Annotated in this window: 17 protein-coding genes; 9 read left to right on the top strand and 8 right to left on the bottom strand. The window is 31.2% G+C overall.

Going from position 1 to position 19,533, the window contains the following annotated elements:
* Position 1 precedes the first annotated feature (1 nt).
* From F6464_RS00275 to ypfJ, 3 genes are all read left to right on the top strand, one after another.
* Positions 2 to 778 (top strand): hypothetical protein, encoded by a 777-nt coding sequence (locus tag F6464_RS00275; RefSeq protein ID WP_151105749.1) that lies wholly within the window; start codon positions 2 to 4, stop codon positions 776 to 778.
* 697 nt (positions 779 to 1,475) lie between these two features.
* On the top strand, positions 1,476 to 4,940 hold the full coding sequence (locus tag F6464_RS00270) for a PAS domain S-box protein (protein WP_225318003.1): 3,465 nt from the start codon (positions 1,476 to 1,478) through the stop codon (positions 4,938 to 4,940).
* Positions 4,941 to 4,967: 27 nt separating this feature from the next.
* A complete protein-coding gene (gene ypfJ / locus F6464_RS00265) occupies positions 4,968 to 5,828 on the top strand; it encodes a KPN_02809 family neutral zinc metallopeptidase (protein WP_151105747.1) in 861 nt (286 codons plus the stop codon).
* Positions 5,829 to 5,844: 16 nt separating this feature from the next.
* Here ypfJ and F6464_RS00260 read toward each other — a convergent pair whose 3' ends face one another.
* Positions 5,845 to 6,888, bottom strand: a complete 1,044-nt coding sequence (locus F6464_RS00260; RefSeq protein ID WP_151105746.1) for an RluA family pseudouridine synthase — start codon at positions 6,886 to 6,888, stop codon at positions 5,845 to 5,847.
* Positions 6,878 to 7,462, bottom strand: a complete 585-nt coding sequence (locus F6464_RS00255; protein ID WP_394349378.1) for a PASTA domain-containing protein — start codon at positions 7,460 to 7,462, stop codon at positions 6,878 to 6,880. The genes F6464_RS00260 and F6464_RS00255 overlap by 11 nt, the downstream gene beginning before the upstream one ends.
* A 254-nt stretch (positions 7,463 to 7,716) precedes the next feature.
* On the opposite strand from F6464_RS00255, the gene F6464_RS00250 reads away from it, so the two are divergent.
* From F6464_RS00250 to lpxD, 4 genes are all read left to right on the top strand, one after another.
* Positions 7,717 to 8,691: a D-alanine--D-alanine ligase gene (locus tag F6464_RS00250; protein WP_151105744.1), complete on the top strand. Its 975-nt coding sequence runs from the start codon at positions 7,717 to 7,719 to the stop codon at positions 8,689 to 8,691.
* Positions 8,692 to 8,789: 98 nt separating this feature from the next.
* Positions 8,790 to 9,254, top strand: a complete 465-nt coding sequence (gene coaD, locus F6464_RS00245) for a pantetheine-phosphate adenylyltransferase (protein WP_151105743.1) — start codon at positions 8,790 to 8,792, stop codon at positions 9,252 to 9,254.
* Positions 9,255 to 9,303: 49 nt separating this feature from the next.
* Positions 9,304 to 9,870 (top strand): PhnA domain-containing protein, encoded by a 567-nt coding sequence (locus F6464_RS00240; protein ID WP_151105742.1) that lies wholly within the window; start codon positions 9,304 to 9,306, stop codon positions 9,868 to 9,870.
* A 74-nt stretch (positions 9,871 to 9,944) separates the two neighbouring features.
* Positions 9,945 to 10,943 carry a UDP-3-O-(3-hydroxymyristoyl)glucosamine N-acyltransferase gene (lpxD, locus tag F6464_RS00235; protein ID WP_151105741.1) on the top strand — a complete coding sequence of 333 codons (999 nt, stop codon included), beginning with the start codon at positions 9,945 to 9,947 and terminating at the stop codon, positions 10,941 to 10,943.
* 72 nt (positions 10,944 to 11,015) lie between these two features.
* Here the strand turns inward: lpxD and glyA are convergent, their stop codons facing one another.
* Complete coding sequence (gene glyA / locus F6464_RS00230) at positions 11,016 to 12,290, bottom strand: serine hydroxymethyltransferase (protein ID WP_151105740.1); 1,275 nt, start codon at positions 12,288 to 12,290, stop codon at positions 11,016 to 11,018.
* Between the two features lie 110 nt (positions 12,291 to 12,400).
* Between glyA and fahA the strand changes: the two genes are divergently transcribed.
* The gene (gene fahA / locus F6464_RS00225) at positions 12,401 to 13,684 is read left to right on the top strand and encodes a fumarylacetoacetase (protein ID WP_151105739.1); all 1,284 of its coding nucleotides are present in this window, start codon (positions 12,401 to 12,403) and stop codon (positions 13,682 to 13,684) included.
* Between the two features lie 132 nt (positions 13,685 to 13,816).
* On the top strand, positions 13,817 to 14,998 hold the full coding sequence (locus tag F6464_RS00220; RefSeq protein ID WP_151105738.1) for a hypothetical protein: 1,182 nt from the start codon (positions 13,817 to 13,819) through the stop codon (positions 14,996 to 14,998).
* A 131-nt stretch (positions 14,999 to 15,129) separates the two neighbouring features.
* Here F6464_RS00220 and F6464_RS00215 read toward each other — a convergent pair whose 3' ends face one another.
* The 5 genes from F6464_RS00215 to F6464_RS00195 all read right to left on the bottom strand — a co-directional run bounded on the left by F6464_RS00215 (position 15,130) and on the right by F6464_RS00195 (position 19,525).
* Entirely contained in the window at positions 15,130 to 15,663 is a 534-nt protein-coding gene (locus tag F6464_RS00215) for a GNAT family N-acetyltransferase (RefSeq protein WP_225318002.1), read from the bottom strand.
* The gene (gene miaE / locus F6464_RS00210; RefSeq protein ID WP_151105737.1) at positions 15,635 to 16,228 is read right to left on the bottom strand and encodes a tRNA-(ms[2]io[6]A)-hydroxylase; all 594 of its coding nucleotides are present in this window, start codon (positions 16,226 to 16,228) and stop codon (positions 15,635 to 15,637) included. The genes F6464_RS00215 and miaE overlap by 29 nt, the downstream gene beginning before the upstream one ends.
* 154 nt (positions 16,229 to 16,382) lie before the next feature.
* The gene (locus F6464_RS00205; RefSeq protein WP_151105736.1) at positions 16,383 to 17,606 is read right to left on the bottom strand and encodes a porin; all 1,224 of its coding nucleotides are present in this window, start codon (positions 17,604 to 17,606) and stop codon (positions 16,383 to 16,385) included.
* 92 nt (positions 17,607 to 17,698) lie between these two features.
* Positions 17,699 to 18,061, bottom strand: coding sequence for a hypothetical protein (locus F6464_RS00200; RefSeq protein WP_151105735.1), 363 nt, complete (start codon positions 18,059 to 18,061; stop codon positions 17,699 to 17,701).
* 174 nt (positions 18,062 to 18,235) lie between these two features.
* Positions 18,236 to 19,525 (bottom strand): inorganic phosphate transporter, encoded by a 1,290-nt coding sequence (locus F6464_RS00195; protein WP_151105734.1) that lies wholly within the window; start codon positions 19,523 to 19,525, stop codon positions 18,236 to 18,238.
* Positions 19,526 to 19,533 lie beyond the last annotated feature (8 nt).

Genomic DNA, 19,533 nt, shown 5'->3' with positions numbered 1-19,533 from the left:
AATGGAAAACGTAAACGAAAAAATAGCTGCTATTCAAGAGCATGGATATGAAATTGATTTTGGAACCATTTTTAATAAAGCGATCGAAAACTACAAAAAAATTGCACTAATTGCTGGTCTTACATTTATCCTATTTTCAATAATTATCGTTGCTCTTTTTATTGGTGTTTTTACTGCTTTTTGGGGGTTTAGTACCATAACAGAAAATATGTCACAACTGGAACCAAAAAATTTTTCAGGTACAACTGTACTTATTTATACTCTTAGCATTTCAATATTTGCTGGAATAACGGCCCCTTTTTCAGCTGGGATTCTGAAAATGGCCTATAAAGCAAGCAAAAATGAAGAGTTTTCAGTTTCTACCGCTTTTGACTATTATAAAAGTGACTTTCTAAAAGACTTGTTTATAGCAACTACCATAGTCTCAATTTTTTCTTTAGGAATTAGCACTGTATTAGAGTCATCTGGCATACGATTTATTGGTGCATTACTAAGCTATGCTATATCATTTTTTAATTTCTTAACGATTCCTCTTATCATTTTTGGAAAAATTCCTGCATTCGAAGCCATTAAAGGAAGTTTCACCATAGTTTCAAAACAAGTTTTTGTTTTATTAGCATTACTTATCGTTAGTGCTATAATGGCCTGTCTTGGTCTAATTGGATTTTGCATCGGTATTTTCTTTACATTTCCATTTATGTATTCCATGTATTTTATTATTTATAATGAAATTATTGGAATAGATGAAAAAAGCGAATTAGAAGCATTTTTAGAATAATTTTTAATAAAAAGCCACAAAATAAATTTTACTATAAATTATGATTTATGTAAAATAAATCCTATATTTACAGACAACACCCGCCCCCAAATCTAACCTTATAACATAAAAAATCTGACATAATTTGTCTAATGACATCTATTAATTCACATTTTTTTATGTTAGTAAACATCTCCAAAAATGAATTGTATTTCCAAACTATACATACATATCAATATAAATCAACAAGCTGAATTGGCATTAATTTTAATTGGTTTATGTAGCGTGCTCATTTATAAAATTTACAACTTAAAATCAATCATAAATACAAAATTTATAAATAAAGTTAATGAAGCATATCTTGCCAAAAAGGAATACCAGAATTACATACTATTTTTAGGTATCATTATTCCAATAATTGAAATTATTTTTCATTTTTTTAAATTAAGACCAAAAAGCTTGTTGTTAATTAATTGTATTATTGGTTTTCTATTTTTAACTATATATATTTTATCCACTAAATCAAAGTTTTTTTTTTAGCAATATCAAGCACATTTTTATTGTACTTTTTTTATTCTACTTTGCTTACATCTTTAGAAATTTAATCCTCTTCCCTAACGATATAATTCCTATAATAGCTTTTATTGTCTGTTTTTTTATTGCCTATGTTGTTTTAAAACCAATAAAAATATATTGGTGTTTTTCTTTCATAACTTTTTTGTTTTTATTAATCGTTTTAATATTTAAAATAATTCCAACCAAAACAGTAGTTTTATTACTCAACTATAGTTTTTTAGTTTTAATTGTAAATCATATTAAATATATCTCATTTATTAACTTAACAGACAAACTCAAATTTACTGACGCGATTATAAATAAAGGGAATATGCTTACGATTGCTACAAATAAAAAGGGTGAATTATGTTTTTGTAGCGAAACTATACTAGCAATTTTAGGGTACACTCCTGAAGAAGTTTTAGGATTTAGTTTTTGGAAACTTACCGAAGATCCTGATTTTATTGGCGAAGCGTATCATGAAGATTTTATAGATAATAGACTGCACGTTAGAAAACTAAAATGTAAAAATGGCGACTATAAATTCATTCAATGGAAAGATAAAAAATTCTCAGAAAATTTAATTATCGGTGTTGGTCAGGATGTAACAAATGAATATAGAATTCAAAATAAGTATAAAAATTTAATTGAGAACGCTACAGATATTATTTTTGAAATTGATGATAAAGGCCACTTTACTTTTGTAAATGATTTTACAATTAAATCTCTTGGATATACAGAAAAGGAAATCCTTAACAAAAATTATTTAGAGTTTATCCATAAAGATTTTATAAAAAAAGTATCTCTGTTTTATAAGAATATAGAAGATACTAAAAATGATTTTCCTAGTATTGAATTTCCTTTAATAAAAAAGAATAGTGAAAAATTATGGGTCTCTCAAAAAGTAATTATTCGTAGAAATGATTCCATGAAAATCATTGGTTTTTCAGCTATTGCTAGAGATATTTCTATTCTTAAAAATATTGAAATAGAAAATCTGAATAGACAACAAAAAATTGAAAAGTATAATAAAGCGCTAAATGAATTTACAATAAAGAGTTATTCGGTTGATGAGAATTTTGATAGCATTTTAAAAAATATTTTAGAGATTACCACAAAAACTCTTGAAGTAAATAGAGTAAGTTACTGGAACTATGATAAAAACGAAGTTAAATGTAAATTCTTATACATTAGTGCTATAAATAAATTTGAAGAGGGTATGTCTTTGACTAAGAAAGACTATCCCAACTACTTCAAATTAATTGAAAATGAAACACAAATCATAGTAAACGATGTATATTCAAATACAATGATAAGAGAATTTTGTGACGATTATTTCCCTATCAATAATATCGTTTCATTACTTGATACTCCAGTTTTTATAGACGGTGAATTAAAAGGAATTATTTGTTTAGAAGCTACAGAAAAAATAAAAAACTGGGACAATGAAGACATAAACTATGCACGTTCTGTTTCTGATTTGATTGTAATTGCGGGCACTTCTCAAATGCGATTAGAAGCCGAAAAAGCGTTATCTTATAAAAGCGAATTACTCTCGGCAATGGCTATGTGTACTGAGAAATTCTTGTTAAGTGATAATCAAATTGATATTTTTAAAGAAACCTATCCAATAATAGGAAAAGTAACAAATGTAGACCACATCTATTATTATGAAAATGATCCTGAGACAAATTTAATAAGACAAAAATACAAGTGGGGTAAAGAAAATATTCAATTACAAATTACGCCTTTACGCAATTTTACGCATGACGATTTTTCTGAAATTTTAGAAAAAATAAAAAACAGAAAACATTATAATGCTTTTACAAATGAATTAGAGAATACAGTTTTTAAAAAATTGCTACAAGATAATGATATAAAATCAATATTAATTTTTCCTATTTTTATTAAAGACACATTCACTGGGTTTATAGGTTTAGATGATTGTGAAAATGAAAGAAATTGGTCTGATGATGAAATAAATATTCTACAAACATTAGCTAGCAATATTGCGTCATCTTTAGAACGAATTTCTAACCAAATTGCAATTCGTGAAAGTGAAGATAAATTTAAATTATTAGCAAATAACATCCCCGGAACTGCCTATTTGTCTAAGTATGACGAAACTTCAACAAAAGTATATATTAATGATAAAGTTGAAATACTGACAGGGTATTCTAAATCAGATTTTATTGAACATAACTTATCGTATTTGTCCCTAATTCATCCAGATGAAAGTGAACAAATTATGAATAGTCAAAGAGAAAGTTTATCAGTTGGGGTCCCTTTTCATTCTATTTATAGGATAAAAAGAAAAAGTGGAGAGTATATTTGGGTAGAAGAATTTGGAGATGCAATCTCAAAAAATAATACTATTGAATATACCGTAGGGATATATTTTGATATTACAAACAAAAAAGAATCCGAAGAGGCCATAAAAGCCAAGGAATATGCTGAAGCTGCCAGTAAAGCAAAATCAGAGTTTCTTGCTAATATGAGTCATGAAATTAGAACACCTTTAAACGGAATTATTGGTTTTACTGATTTGTTAATGAATACTAAATTAGAGGATTTTCAAAAACAGTATATGAATACTATTAATCAATCTGCCAATTCATTAATGGAAGTTATTAGTGATATTCTTGATTTTTCCAAAATTGAATCCGGTAAACTAGAACTTCATATTGAAAAATACAATATAATTGAATTGTGTAACAATGTGATTGAATTGATAAAATATGAATCAGAAACAAAAAAAATAAAACTATTTCTAAACATAAACGAGGACGTACCAAAATCACTTTTTATAGATTATGTTAGACTAAAACAAATATTAATTAATTTATTGAGCAATGCATTAAAATTTACTGAAAAGGGTAGCGTAGAATTGAATATTTCTGTTATTGAGTCAAACTATGAAGATTGTAAATTAAGATTTTATGTTAAAGATACTGGAATCGGTATTAAGAAAATAAATCAAGAGAAAATATTCGAAGCATTTTCTCAGGAAGACAGCTCGATGACCAAAAAATTTGGCGGAACAGGACTAGGATTAACCATATCCAACCAATTATTAAGTTTGATGAATAGCAAGTTACAATTAGAAAGCGAATTTAGTAAGGGAAGTACTTTTTTCTTTGATGTAACTTTCAAGATTGCAAAAATAAAAACTAGCCTTAAAAAAGAAAAAGATACTATTTTATTGCCAAAAACAGAAATTGAAATAATGAACAAAAAATTTGATAACAAACAGTTTCAAGTTTTAATCATAGAAGATAATAAAATTAATATGCTTTTGGCAAAAACATTAATAAAACAAATTATTCCAAATAGTACAATTCATGTAGCTTTTGATGGTAAAGAGGGAGTAGAAAAATATAAAGAAATAAATCCTGATATTATCTTTATGGATATTCAAATGCCCACAATGGATGGTTATGAAGCTACGCAGGAAATTCGTAAGTTGGAACCTTCAAATAATCATATACCAATTATTGCGCTTACTGCAGGAACGATTGTTGGAGAAAAAGAAAGATGTATAGCTTCTGGAATGGATGATTACGCATCAAAACCATTTGTAAAAGATACTATAGAAAAAATAATTTCTAAATGGATTAGTATAGTTTAAACTAATTTTAATCTAAAACGAAAACTCATGAAATGGATAGGAAGAAGACAAAGTGATAATATGGAAGACCGAAGAGGCTTTTCAGGCGGTAAAGTTGCCCTTGGTGGAGGAGCTATTGGAATTATAATTTTATTAATTAATCTTTTTGGAGGACAAAATGCACAACAACTTACTCCAATTTTAGAACAATTACAACAAGGTCAAAATACCGAAACCCAAAACGCAGAACCTTTATCAGCAGCTGATCAAAAAATGGGCGAATTTGTAAGCACCGTTTTAGCGGATACGGAAGACGTTTGGAAAAAAATATTTCAAGAAAATGGGCTTACATATGAAGAGCCTAAAATGGTTTTGTTTAGAAATAATGTAGAAACTGCATGTGGATTTGCAACTTCAGCCTCTGGCCCATTTTATTGCCCTAGTGACCGAAAAGTTTACATGGACTTAGCTTTCTTCGAAGAATTAAAAACTCGTTTTGGTGCTCAAGGTGGTGATTTTGCTATTGCTTATGTAATTGCTCATGAAGTAGGTCATCATGTCCAAACTTTATTAGGAACTTCCTTAAAAATGAGGCAATTGCAAGAAGAAAAATCAGAAGCCGAAGCCAATAAACTATCAGTTGCATTAGAACTCCAAGCCGATTTTTTTGCAGGCTTATGGACGCATTACAACCAAAACACAAATCAAATGTTAGAAGCCGGCGATATAGAAGAAGCCTTAAGTGCTGCTAATGCTGTAGGCGATGATGCCATACAAAGTAAAATGCAAGGTCATGTAGTTCCCGATAGTTTTACTCATGGAACTTCTGAACAAAGAATGTATTGGTTTAATAAAGGCTTCAAATCAGGAAATATTAATCAAGGAGATACTTTTGCTGAGTTGAATTAGAAATTGACTCTTTTGATTATTCGTCCTCATCAACCATATTCAATTTAGAATACCCCCGCCATTTTTCGATGACCTCTTTCATATCTTGAGGCAATTCGGTATCAAAACGCAACATCTCGCCTGAAGTAGGATGTATAAATCCTAATGTTTTGGCATGAAGTGCTTGTCGTGGTAGTATTTTAAAACAATTGTCTATAAACTGTTTGTATTTGGTAAACGTGGTTCCTTTCAAAATCAAGTCGCCACCATAACGGGCATCATTAAATAAAGGATGACCAATATGCTTCATGTGAACCCTAATTTGATGCGTACGACCCGTTTCTAAAATACAAGAAACTAAAGTTACGTATCCAAAACGTTCTAAAACTTTATAATGAGTAATAGCAGGTTTTCCAATTTCTGGATCGGCAAAAACCGCCATTTGCATTCTATCTTTTACATGTCGGGCAATATTGCCTTCTATAGTTCCCTGCTCTTCTTTTACATTTCCCCAAACTATAGCAATATATTCTCTTTCAGATGTTTTAGCCTCAAATTGCTTGGCTAGATGCGACATAGCTGCCTCGGTCTTCGCTATCACTAAAAGTCCTGTTGTGTCTTTATCAATTCGATGTACAAGTCCAGGGCGTTCACTGCTGTTCATGGGTAAATTCTCAAAATGATAAGCTAAGGCATTTACTAAAGTCCCAGTATAATTTCCGTGACCAGGATGCACTACTAAACCTGCTGGCTTATTGATGAGTAGTAAAGAAGCATCTTCATAAACAATATCTAACGGAATATTTTCAGGATCAACTCTGTTTTCAAATGGTGGATGCGATAATAAAATCCGAACCACATCTAATGGCTTTACCTTATAATTTGATTTAACCGGAATGTCATTTACAAATATATTGCCCGCAGTAGCCGCATTTTGTATTTTATTTCGAGTAGCATTCGGAATCAAATTCATCAAAAATTTATCAATCCGCAATAATAATTGCCCTTTAGGAACATCAAATCTAAAATGTTCAAACAATTCGTCCTCTACAATTTCCTGAAAATCACTATTATTGTCCATCAACAGGGGTTTCTTCAATTGCTGGAGTAGACAAACTATCTACTAACTCTGTATCATCAAAACCTACATTCCCATCACCTAAAACCAAATCAATTTTTGATGATTTAAAAACTTTATCCCCAGGATTTAATTTCTTACCATTCAAATACATTTCAAGAACCATATCTTTTCCTAAATACGGTTTATAGGTAATCTTTCCTTCTTCCAATCCAATCGATTTAAGGGTAGGAACCGCTTGTCGGTAGGTTTTCTCAATCAAATTTGGTATTTGAACTGTCTTGAAACCCGACGAATTAATTTTAATATAAATCTTTCTGCCTTCCTTAACCTTAGCTCCAGCAATAGGGTCTTGCTCTACTACACAATGCTTTTTAAAGCGTTTATCAAAATCTACACTATCAAGCAAAACGTATTCTAAATTCAAATCATCTAACTTTTCTTCTACTTCTAGTTCACTCAAATTATTTAAATTAGGGACCATAATTTCTTCATTATGATCAGTAACATAAGTCAGCCAATGAAAAAACAAATAGCCCAAAACCAATACAATCGATATTGCTATTAGCATCTGCATAAAAAAGACTTTACTAGTCAGGTAATTGCGTAAACTCATAAAAAAAATATTTGTGCAAAGATATAAAAATAGTAAAGGCAATTCATTCCAAAAAAAATGATAATTTTGTGTACAATTTTTAGGAGCTATTTCCTGCTTTACGCTTCATCTTTTCCTTTTTTCACTGTTTCGTACCTCAAAATAAAAAAAAGAAAAAGGATATCGCTGCAATCAGGGCTATGGTTTTGGTCATCAATTTAAAATTCTGTTATAAAATGAAGAATATTGCAATTATCATGGGAGGCTATTCTAGTGAGTATAAAATTTCACTCATTAGCGGTAATGTCGTCTATCAATTTTTAGATAAAACCAAATACAGTGGTTTCCGAATCCATATTTTTAAAGAAAAATGGGTATTTGTCGATGACAATGAAACCGAAGTTCCTATAGATAAAAACGATTTTTCAGTAACCGTAAACGGAACAAAAATTACTTTCGATGCAGTGTTCAACGCCATTCATGGCACACCAGGAGAAGATGGATTAATGCAAGCCTATTTCGAATTGCTTCAAATTCCGCAAACTTCCTGCGATTATTATCAAGCAGCATTAACATTCAACAAACGTGATTTGTTATCTGTTTTAAAACCCTACGGAATAAAAACAGCTACTTCCTATTACCTCAACAAAGGCGATAGTATCGATACTAAAGAAATAGCAGCAAAAGTTGGAATGCCCTGTTTTGTAAAACCCAATAAATCTGGGTCTAGTTTTGGGATATCTAAAGTAAAAACCGAAGCCGAATTGCCTATCGCCATAGAAGTGGCCTACAAAGAAGACAACGAAATCATCATCGAAAGTTTTCTAGACGGAACTGAAGTTTCTGTTGGAGTCATCAATTATCAAGGAAAAATTACCGTTTTGCCAATTACAGAAATCGTTTCCGAAAATGATTTCTTCGATTACGAAGCCAAATATTTAGGGAAATCGCAAGAAATTACTCCAGCCCGAATTTCAGACGAAATGACCGAAAAAGTTGGAGTCATTGCAAAACGTGCTTACGAAGTTTTAAAAATGAAAGGATTCTCAAGAAGTGAATTCATCATTGTCGATGGCGAACCTCACATGCTCGAAATGAATACCATTCCTGGATTGACCACTGAAAGTTTAATTCCGCAACAAGCCAAGGCAGCAGGAATTTCTTTAGAAGATTTGTTTACTAATGCTATAGAATTGGCTTTAACTAAATAAAGTATAATTTCGTTAACTTTGTGAAAAATAAATAAAAATCAGTATAAATCTGCGTTTGAAAATTAGTTTCATCCGCGTTCCATTTTGATAAAATAATAATGAAAAAAGCAATATTCCCAGGTTCCTTTGACCCCATCACCTTAGGGCATTATGACATTATCAAAAGAAGCATTCCTTTGTTTGATGAAATCATTGTTGCTATTGGTGTCAATGCCGAAAAAAAATACATGTTCTCTTTAGAAGACAGAACTCGTTTTATAGAAGAAGCTTTCGCCGATGAACCAAAAGTGAGTGTGGTTACTTATGAAGGTTTAACTATTGATTTGTGCAAAAAACTCAAAGCCAATTTTATCCTTCGTGGACTTCGTAATCCTGCTGATTTTGAATTCGAAAAAGCCATTGCACACACTAACAGACGTTTATCTAAAATTGAAACGGTGTTTTTATTAACGGCTGCAAATACTTCTTATATTAGTTCGAGTATTGTTCGAGATGTTATTAGAAATGGAGGTCAATACGAAATGTTGGTTCCTGAAGCCGTTAGAGTAAAAAACAAAAAGTAGAATTTAGTTTAAATAATACAAAAATCACAAAAATAAAAGCCCTAAAACAATGAGTATAGAAAGAGAATTAGAAAAACGAAGTGGAGGAAAATGTGAACTTTCTGGACTTACTAACGATTTAAAAGCATATCAAGTTTTGCCAAAACGAAAAGGAGGAATTGACGAAACTATTTTAATAAATACAACTTTCATTGACCAAATCGAAAATCCTGAAAAAATGGACACAAACCTTTGGCGATGCCTAAATGATAGCATGTGGAGCGAACATTTGCCTGTTCAGGTTGTTTCATGGCGAATGTTGAGTCGCTTGCGCAATCATGAATTACTAGACCAAATGTATTTAGACGAGGACACTTTAGCCTGGGCACAAGCAACTGGTGAAGGCGAAGCCGATGAAAATAAAATCATTCATCGCGATAGTAACGGAGTCCTTTTAGAACACGGTGATTCAGTAGTTTTAATCAAAGATTTAAAAGTGAAAGGTTCCAGCATGGTTGCCAAACAAGGAACTGCTGTGCGCAACATTAGACTAGATCACGAAAATGGGGAATACATTGAAGGAAAAGTCGATGGGCAACAAATTGTAATCATCACTCAATACGTGAAGAAAATATAAATATTATCTTTAGGTATTTCAACTCAAATTTACTTAATTTGAGAATTATATACTAACCAATTATATCGAAAATAATGAAATCCTATTCTCTTCTAGAAATAAATGACATTTTAAAAGGTACTATTGTTGGACATACAAACCATACTATTACTGCGCCAGAACAATTAGAAATGGCGTGTGAAACTGAAATTTCATTTATTGGAAACAAAAAATATGAAAAGCTTTGGGCAAATTCAAAAGCATGTGTAGCTGTTGTAAATGAAGATATTTCGATAGAACCAGGCGAGAATAAAGCGTTCATTAAAGTAAAAAATGCTGATTTGGCGATGTCGCAAATACTATCACTTTTTGCTCCACCAACTCCCCTATTCCATACTGATATTCATCCTACAGCTATTGTAGATAAAACGGCTGTTATAGGAAATGGGACTAGAATTGGTGCGGGAAGTTATATTGGTCCTAATGTGCAACTGGGTGATAATGTAACTATATACCCAAATGTTACTATTCTTGACGATTGTACCATTGGAAAAAATACAATAATTTGGTCAGGAACCGTAATTAGAGAAAGATGCCATATAGGAACTGATTGTATTTTTCATCCCAATGCTACGATTGGTGCAGACGGTTTTGGGTTTCGTCCCGATCCGGAAAGAGGATTAGTCAAGATTCCTCAAATAGGAAATGTAATCATAGGAAATAATGTAGAAATTGGTGCCAATTCTTGTGTGGATAGAGGAAAATTCAGTTCTACAATTTTAGGTGATGGATGTAAGATTGATAATCTGGTTCAAATTGGTCATAACAGCAAGCTAGGTCGTTTTTGTATTATGGCTGGAAATAGCGGATTGGCTGGTTCAGTAACTTTAGGCAACGGAGTAATTATAGGAGGAAGTGCCTCTATAAAAGACCATACTACTATAGGTGACGGAGCTATTGTAGGTGCTGGATCTGGGGTTACAGGAGATATTCCAGCTGGAAAAGTAATGTTGGGTTACCCTGCTGTAGAAGCAAGAGACGCCTTAAAACAATGGGCTATTTTAAAACGATTGGTAAAAGAATCGTCTAAATAATTTACTATTAATTTCAAAAAAAATCCCTGTAAAATTGCTTTTACAGGGATTTTGTTTTACTAAATATGAATCTTAGAAAACGAACATTGCTCGTTCTCCCATCATTTCGTTTACTTCATCGGCAACTTCTTCAATAATTGCTTCATTGGTGTGGTTCATCAAAACTTTATCAATCAAGTTTACAATGATTTCCATATCTGCTTCAACCAAACCTCTAGTAGTAATGGCTGGAGTACCCACTCGAATACCTGAGGTAACAAATGGCGATTTATCATCAAACGGTACCATATTTTTATTAACTGTAATTTCAGCTTTTACTAATGCGTTTTCAGCTTCTTTACCAGTAATGTTTTTATTTCGTAAATCAATAAGCATCATGTGATTATCAGTACCTCCCGATATTAAATCATACCCTCTTCTTATAAATGCAGCTGCCATTGCTTTTGCATTTTTTTGTACTTGAACAGAATAATGAAAAAATTCGTCACTCAAACATTCTCCAAATGCAACCGCTTTTGCAGCAATTATATGCATCAAAGGACCGCCTTGGTTTCCAGGGAAAACAGCTAAATCTAATAGGTTAGACATCATTCTTAATTCTCCTTTTGGTGTAGTTAGTCCAAATGGATTTTCGAAATCTTTCCCCATCAAAATCAAACCACCTCTTGGTCCACGTAAAGTCTTGTGAGTAGTTGTTGTAACAATATGACAATGTGGTATTGGATCATTCATCAACCCTTTAGCTATTAATCCAGAAGGGTGAGAAATATCGGCTAATAATAAAGCTCCAACAGAATCTGCAATTTTTCTAAATCTTTCAAAATCCATATCACGACAATAGGCTGATGCACCTGCTATAATCATTTTTGGCATTTCACGAGTAGCAATTTCTTGAATTTTATCATAATCAAATCTTCCCGTTTCTTTTTCAACGCCATAAAAAGATGGCACATATAGTCTGCCAGAAAAATTTACGGGAGATCCATGAGTAAGATGCCCACCGTGAGATAAATCGAAACCAAGTATTTTGTCGCCTGGTTTTAAACAAGCATGATAAACTGCTGTGTTGGCTTGTGAACCAGAATGTGGTTGTACATTAGCATATTCAGCTCCAAACAATTCTTTAGCTCTATCAATAGCAATTTGCTCTACTATATCAACTACTTCACAACCTCCGTAGTATCTCTTTCCTGGATATCCTTCAGCATATTTATTGGTTAAGCAAGAGCCTGTTGCTTCCATTACCTGATCACTTACAAAGTTCTCTGATGCAATAAGCTCAATACCGTGAATTTGTCTGTCTTGTTCTTCAAGAATTAAATTGAAGATTTGTTCATCGTGTTGCATTTTATAATTTTTAGTTAAAAACTATGCAAATTTACAAAAACAGTTTGTTAAATTGACATATAATGATATATTTGATAAATGAATTTTCAACATAATATCAACACAACGTAATGTTAATAACAGCCAATAATCCAAAAATTAAGTCTTGGTTAGATGTACCAAATAACAGCGATTTTCCAATACAGAATATCCCTTTTGGTGTATTTATTACAAAGGATGATGTTATTACTATTGGTACTCGAATTGGTGATTACGCGATTGATTTAGGAGCTTTACAACAATTAAATTATTTTGAAGGTATAGAATTAACTGATGATATGTTCATGCAAGACACTTTGAATGATTTTATATCAGATGGAAAAAAAACTTGGCGATTGGTTAGAAATAGAATTTCTGAAATTTTTGAAAGCACTAATCCTTTATTAAGAGATAATACTGATCACAAAGAAATTATTGTTTGTAAGATGAAAGATGTAGAAATGCAATTACCTGTTTTAATTGGTGATTATACTGATTTTTATTCAAGTAAAGAGCATGCCACTAATGTTGGAAAAATGTTTCGTGATGCCGAAAACCCACTTTTAGACAATTGGTTGCATATTCCTGTAGGATATCATGGCAGAAGTTCATCCATAATTCCGTCTGGAATCCCGATACACAGACCTATGGGACAAATGTTGCCAAATGGAGAAACTACTCCTGTTTTTGGAGCTTCACGATCTATTGATTTTGAACTTGAAATGGGATTTATTACTACTGATGTGAATATAATGGGGGAAAATATTCCTGTTCACCAAGCTGAAGATTATATTTTTGGAATGGTTTTACTAAATGATTGGAGCGCACGAGATATTCAAAAATGGGAATATATACCTTTAGGACCGTTCCTGGCTAAAAACTTTGCAACATCAATTTCTCCTTGGATAGTTACTATGGATGCTTTAGAACCTTTTAGAACAAAAGGGCCGAAACAAAATCCTAATCCTCTACCCTATTTACAACAAAATGGCAAGCATACTTTTGACATTAATCTTGAAGTAATAATTAAACCCGAAAATGGTGAAGCTACTCTAGTTTCTAATTCAAATTTTAAATATTTGTATTGGTCAATGAGCCAACAGTTAGCGCATCATACTTCTAATGGTTGTCGAGTTAATTCTGGTGATTTAATGGGTTCTGGAACAATTTCGGGACCAACACCGTCCAATTATGGTTCGATGCTTGAATTATCTTGGGGTGGTAAAAATCCCATAGTTTTAAAAGATGGTACCGAACGTAAATTTATAAATGATAATGATACCGTAATCATTAAAGGATATTGTAAAAAAAATGAGGTGAGGATAGGTTTTGGTGAAGTAGCTAATAAATTATTACCACCTTTTGTGAGGAAGTAGATAATTTTTTTAAGTATTAAAATCCGACAAATTAAAACTGTCGGATTTTTTTGGCATCGTTGTTCGATTTCAAAAAGAATTTTTTAAAGAATTCAAAAAAAATTAAATACTAAATTTATAAAAAAATTTAACATGAAAAAAATTACTCCTTTAATAGTATTCATTCTAATTATTTCCGCTTGCGGAGTTAAACAAACTCAAAGTTTATTGAGCTCAGGAAATTATGATGAAGCAATTGATAATGCTATTTCTAGTTTACGCACTAGTAAGGATAAAAAAGGCAAACAAGATTATATTTACTTGCTAGAAGAAGCTTTTGCAAAAGCGAAAGAACGTGATTTAAATACTATTAATTTTCTTGTAAAAGAAGCAAATCCTCGTGAAATCGAAAAATTATACAATTTATATTTGCAATTAAATAACCGTCAGGAAAAAATAAAACCACTACTTCCGTTAGTATTATTAAAAGAAGGTAGAAATGCGATTTTCCCTTTAGAAAATTATAGTGAAGAAATTATTTCTAGTAAAAACGCATTGTCTAATTATTTATATACTAATGCCAAAGCTTTATTACTTACTTCAAACAAAATGAATTTTAGAAGAGCTTATGATGATTTGATTTATTTAAACCAGATAAATTCAAATTATAAAGATGTGCTAAAACTAATGGATGAAGCACAATTTAAAGGTACAGATTATGTTTTTGTAAATACTAAAAACGAAACTAATCTAATAATTCCTGTACGCTTGCAAAATGATTTACTAAATTTTAGTACTTATGGACTCAACGATAAATGGACTATTTATCAGAGTAACAAACAAAAAGGTATTAATTATGACTACGGAATGACTATTAATTTTAGAGAAATAAATATTTCACCTGAACAAACAAAAGAAAAAGAATTTGATAAAGAACGTCAAATAAAAGACGGTCAAATAAAATTATTAGATGCCAATGGAAAAGTGGTTATAGATGATAAAGGAAAAGAAATTATGGTTGACAATATGAAAACAGTTGGAATTCATATTTATGAAATCAGACAATTAAAATCATGCCAAATTACCGCCAAAGTAGATTATTTAGATTTTAAATCCAATCAATTGCTACAAGCTTTTCCACTTACAAGTGAATATATTTTCGAGAATATATATTCTACTTACAAAGGGGATCGCAGGGCTTCGGATGATAATTACTTCTATTTTGACAAACGAGCAGTTCCGTATCCTTCTAGTGAACAAATGGTTTATGATACTGGAGAAGATTTGAAAGCAAAATTAAAAAATATAATCACTAAAAATAAGTTTAGAAAATAAGTTTAAATCACTTCTTTAAATAAATTACTTCGACAGAACAAATTCAAAAAAATATTGACCTTAGGCTCGCAAATTTTTATAATTTGTGGTAAAAATTAAAACATAGCCGTAATGAATTAAACTTAAAGAGATTACAATACCTTTTCCATCTTATAATCTTCCATAAAATAATCATTCCCAATTGCTATATTTTCTTCTTCAACAATTTGAAAACCCATTTTTTTATAAAAAAGATAAGCGCAATTATTTCGATTTACATTTAAGGATATTGATAAATCATTCTTTGCTTTTGATTTATTTTCAATTGTTTCAATAAGCAACTGACCTACTCCTCTTTTTTGAGCTTGTGGCAATACATATAATTTATGCAATCGGGTTTGGTGTTTGTTTTGATAATGATGTTCATAAGAAGCAAACCCTAAACTTTTCTCTTCTTCCTTTGCTAGAATAAAATGGTGATTACTTTCTAAATTCTTGTGCAACATTTCGTCTGAATAGAACAAATCGAGCATGTAAGCAATTTGTGCTTTCGAAAGAATTTCTCCATAAGTGTGGCTCCAAGTAATCTTCGCAATTTCTTGAATAGTTATAATATCTTTGGTAGTAGCTTCAGAAAGTATTATCATTTTAGGATTATTATCCGTGAATGGTTTCTTTCTTCCCATATTTTGCAATTACTGATGCTTCAAATTCTAACCATTCTTGCCAACGTTGTTCAACATCAATTCCGTGGCCATATTTACGGGCATAGGTAATAAAAGTAGTATAATGTCCTGCTTCGCTCTCCATTAATTCTCTATAAAAAAAGGCTAACTCTTGGTCTTGAATATTTTCAGAAAGCACTTTAAACCGCTCGCAACTTCTAGCTTCTATCATAGCCGAAAACAACAATCGCTCAACAAATCCGGAAACTCGGCTTCCGGTATTGCTTTTTTTCATGTATTGGGCTAATTCACCAACATATTCGTCTTTGCGTTCGCGTCCTAAAGTCAAACCACGTTTTCTAATGATATTGTGTACCATCTGAAAATGCTCAATTTCTTCTTTGGCCAAAGCCAACATATCTGAAACTAAATCAGGATATTCTGAATTAATAGTAATAATTGTAATGGCATTAGAAGCTGCTTTTTGCTCGCACCAAGCGTGATCGGTAAGGATTTCTTCGATGTTTGTATCTACAATATTAACCCAGCGTGGATCAGTTGGCAATTTTAGTCTGAATGTGGACATAATAGCGGTAAATTTTAGAGTATTAGTTCAAAAATTGAATTGAAACATATAATTATTAAAATACAAATTTACAACTTTAAAAACTTTCTATCATTTAGAAATAGTAGAATTAAGATATTGACTTAATGAATTGAAATTGATGAAAAACTACTAATTAAATTCCGATTTCTATTTGAAAACGCAAATACCAATTATTTTTATTTGTTCCGTCATTAAAGTTTAGAGTATCATAATTGAGTTCTGCTTGAAGCTTAAAGGAATGTTGCCAAATGTATTTTGTAACACCTAATGAATATTGATTTGTATTGGGTGCAAAAACTTTAATATCGCCGCCTACTTTTTGATTGGAATACCTGCCAATAAATTCATAATAGTTTTTATTGATGTAACTCAATTGATAATCAAAACCACTCCCTACAAATACATAATTGAATTTTGTAGCATCTAATGCATCAAAAGTTACTGCATTTTTACTTGTGCTTCTCGACATATAGCTTGACATTGCAGCCCAGCCATTGTATTTAAACATAGCATCTAGTAAAACTGATTTCATAGTACGATTTTCAAATAAATTAGATCCTAATTGACCTTGAGTTCTTTTAGCTTGATTATTTTGTTGAAAAGCTCCTGAAAACATTAATTTAGGCGTCTTTTCTCTAATAATATCTCCTTCAAAATAGGTTCCGTCTTTTTCAAAAGCTCCAAGTGGTAACAACTCTATTTTTCCGGTTACTGCTACTCCATCATCAGCTTTTCCAGTTACGTTTCTGCCTTCACCTGTGGATAAAGCTGCTTTAAAATTATAAGAAAACTTATTTTTAAATTCATTCATATTATGCACTTGAAAACCAAAATCTCTATCAATAGTAAATTTAGCATTATTGACAGTTCTATCGGTTAGTTGTAAACCACCTGAAGAATTCACACGCTGCCTATTCCCTGGCAATTTGGTTTGACCAAAACTAATATTCCAATTCTTATTAGGTCTATAAAAAACTACTGCATCTCTGATGATATTTATATTTTCACCTTCTACAACTTCTCCAACATCTCCTGGTGCAAACGATAATTGTATGGCATAGAGAAATTTTGGATTTCCGACGTAGCCATCAAATCGCAATCGCAAACGACGAATTTGCCCATCATAAGCACCATTTTCTCCTTCGTTTTTAATATAAGAGACTCTGTTTTGCATACGAAATCTTATATTTAATTGAAATAAACTGTCAGGAGATGTCAAACCTACTCCTTTACCAAAACTATAATAAGGTAGTGCTGATAGCTTTAAATCGTTATCATTATGAGATTGTGTGATTGTTTCTTGTGAATAAATTGAACTTGAGAAAAGAAATAAAAACAGAACTTTAATTTTTTTCATGAAAATTTTAGATGTAATTTTTATCAAATATATCAAATAAAAAAAAACTCTTAAAAATTAATTTAAGAGTTTAACACAGTAATTATATGCTTTTACTTTTTCTTTTTTAATTTTGGCTTCTTTTTTGCCTTTTCTTTTTCTTTCTTTTTGGCTTTCTTTTTCTTGTCCTTCTCCTTTTGTTTCTCTTTTTTTACTTTCTCTTTTTTCTTAGCCTTTTCTTTTTTCTCTTTCTCCTTTTGCTTCTCCTTTGCTTTTTTTACTTTATCTAAATTTTTAGTAGATTTTATTTTTTTTAAAACTTCGATAGTTACAGCTTCATCAATGTTAGCAAAATTTGATTCTCTATCTAAATCAGAAGTTGCTTCTATCACATCATTTGGATCTATAATGTTTTCTACTGATTCAGAAGTTACTTCTATCACATCATTTGCATGTGAACCTTTTTTTTCTATCATAATTTTAAGTATTTATAAATGTAAATTTTATGTTAACAAAAATACTGATAAATACAATTCCCCAATGTTAAGTTTTCGTTTCAACTAAAAACTTAACATTGAAAATATATAAGCTTTAAATAAGAATTCTTGAATGAAAAAATCATTCAGGAATAATAAATAAAGTAATAAAAATTAAAATAATTTTATAATATAATAAAGTAAAGCAGCAATCAATGCGGAAACTGGTATGGTTAAAACCCAAGCCCATAATAATTTTACAGTAACTCCCCAACGAACTGCTGAAACTCTTTTTGTAACTCCTACTCCTATTATAGAACCTGTTATAGTATGTGTTGTAGATACTGGAATTTTAAAGTGTTCCGTCATAAATAATGTTAATGCTCCTGCTGACTCCGCAACTACCCCTTCAAAAGCAGTTACTTTAGTAATTTTAGAACCCATTGTTTTTACAATTTTCCATCCTCCACTTAGTGTACCTGCAGCAATTGCACTGTAGCATGCTATGGGAATCCATTCTGGCATTTTACCCGAAATTTTTACCCCATCTTTTTCAGAGGGTAAAACCACATCTAAATCTAACCAGCCTAAAGACATATTTGCATTTGGATGAGTATTTAAATAGACAGCTACTGCTGCTGCAATAATACCCATCACTTTTTGAGAATCATTTCCTCCATGTCCTAAACTAAACGAAGCCGATGATAATAATTGCATTTTCTTTAAAATTGACTCGGATCTTGCGGTAGAAAAACTACTAAAAAGTAAATTAAAAATTGCAATACTAAAAAATATTACCCCAACCAACAACCATTTAATATTGGATGGTTCAGCGAATACACTAAAAAACTCACTCTCAAATCTGGGCTTCGCAATGTCTTTAAAATCAATTAAAACAGTATCTAAAAACCAAACTGCTAAAGACATCAGAACTAGAGTTAGAATTTTTGGATAAATATTCTTTTTTGAAGAATACATTAACCAAAGAGAAATGAAGTAAGAAATTAACATTCCCAATAGTGGTGCTAAAACAATAAAAGCAATTACAACTAATACTCCAGATGGCAAATTTCCATCTTCACCTGGTTTATACCAATTTACAACATTAAAACCTGCATGAGCAATAGCTGCACCAGCGAATCCACCAATCAATGTATGTGACGAACTGGAAGGAATACCTTTCCACCAAGTAATTAAATTCCATATAATTGCAGCAACTACTCCCGATAAAATAACCACTAAATCAATATTTTCCGTCTTAGCAGTTTTTGCCACTGTATCTGCAACTCCAAAACCAAAAACCCAATAGGCTAGAAAATTAAAAAAAGCAGCCCAAACTACAGCCTGAAAAGGTGTTAATACTTTTGTAGCAACGATTGTAGCGATAGAATTTGCTGCGTCATGAAAACCATTAATATAATCAAACAGTAAGGCAAGAACTATAATAGTAATTAGTAAAGTCATATAGAGTA

The sequence above is a fragment of the Flavobacterium luteum genome, assembly GCF_008806775.1.
Classification (GTDB): Bacteria; Bacteroidota; Bacteroidia; order Flavobacteriales; family Flavobacteriaceae; genus Flavobacterium; species Flavobacterium luteum.
Note: the sequence above shows the minus strand (reverse complement) of the source record. Positions and strands in the feature narration are given on the sequence as shown.

Bases quoted from the DNA above. Each gene is read 5' to 3' on its own strand.
- F6464_RS00255 (WP_394349378.1), bottom strand. From the start codon at position 7,462: ATGCAGATGCTAATAGCAATATCGATTGTATTGGTTTTGGGCTATTTG.
- F6464_RS00275 (WP_151105749.1), top strand. From the start codon at position 2: ATGGAAAACGTAAACGAAAAAATAGCTGCTATTCAAGAGCATGGATAT.
- miaE (WP_151105737.1), bottom strand. From the start codon at position 16,228: ATGTCCACATTCAGACTAAAATTGCCAACTGATCCACGCTGGGTTAAT.
- F6464_RS00195 (WP_151105734.1), bottom strand. From the start codon at position 19,525: ATGACTTTACTAATTACTATTATAGTTCTTGCCTTACTGTTTGATTAT.
- lpxD (WP_151105741.1), top strand. From the start codon at position 9,945: ATGAAATCCTATTCTCTTCTAGAAATAAATGACATTTTAAAAGGTACT.
- F6464_RS00200 (WP_151105735.1), bottom strand. From the start codon at position 18,061: ATGATAGAAAAAAAAGGTTCACATGCAAATGATGTGATAGAAGTAACT.
- glyA (WP_151105740.1), bottom strand. From the start codon at position 12,290: ATGCAACACGATGAACAAATCTTCAATTTAATTCTTGAAGAACAAGAC.
- F6464_RS00215 (WP_225318002.1), bottom strand. From the start codon at position 15,663: ATGGGAAGAAAGAAACCATTCACGGATAATAATCCTAAAATGATAATA.
- F6464_RS00260 (WP_151105746.1), bottom strand. From the start codon at position 6,888: ATGGACAATAATAGTGATTTTCAGGAAATTGTAGAGGACGAATTGTTT.
- ypfJ (WP_151105747.1), top strand. From the start codon at position 4,968: ATGAAATGGATAGGAAGAAGACAAAGTGATAATATGGAAGACCGAAGA.
- F6464_RS00250 (WP_151105744.1), top strand. From the start codon at position 7,717: ATGAAGAATATTGCAATTATCATGGGAGGCTATTCTAGTGAGTATAAA.
- fahA (WP_151105739.1), top strand. From the start codon at position 12,401: ATGTTAATAACAGCCAATAATCCAAAAATTAAGTCTTGGTTAGATGTA.
- F6464_RS00220 (WP_151105738.1), top strand. From the start codon at position 13,817: ATGAAAAAAATTACTCCTTTAATAGTATTCATTCTAATTATTTCCGCT.
- F6464_RS00205 (WP_151105736.1), bottom strand. From the start codon at position 17,606: ATGAAAAAAATTAAAGTTCTGTTTTTATTTCTTTTCTCAAGTTCAATT.
- F6464_RS00240 (WP_151105742.1), top strand. From the start codon at position 9,304: ATGAGTATAGAAAGAGAATTAGAAAAACGAAGTGGAGGAAAATGTGAA.
- coaD (WP_151105743.1), top strand. From the start codon at position 8,790: ATGAAAAAAGCAATATTCCCAGGTTCCTTTGACCCCATCACCTTAGGG.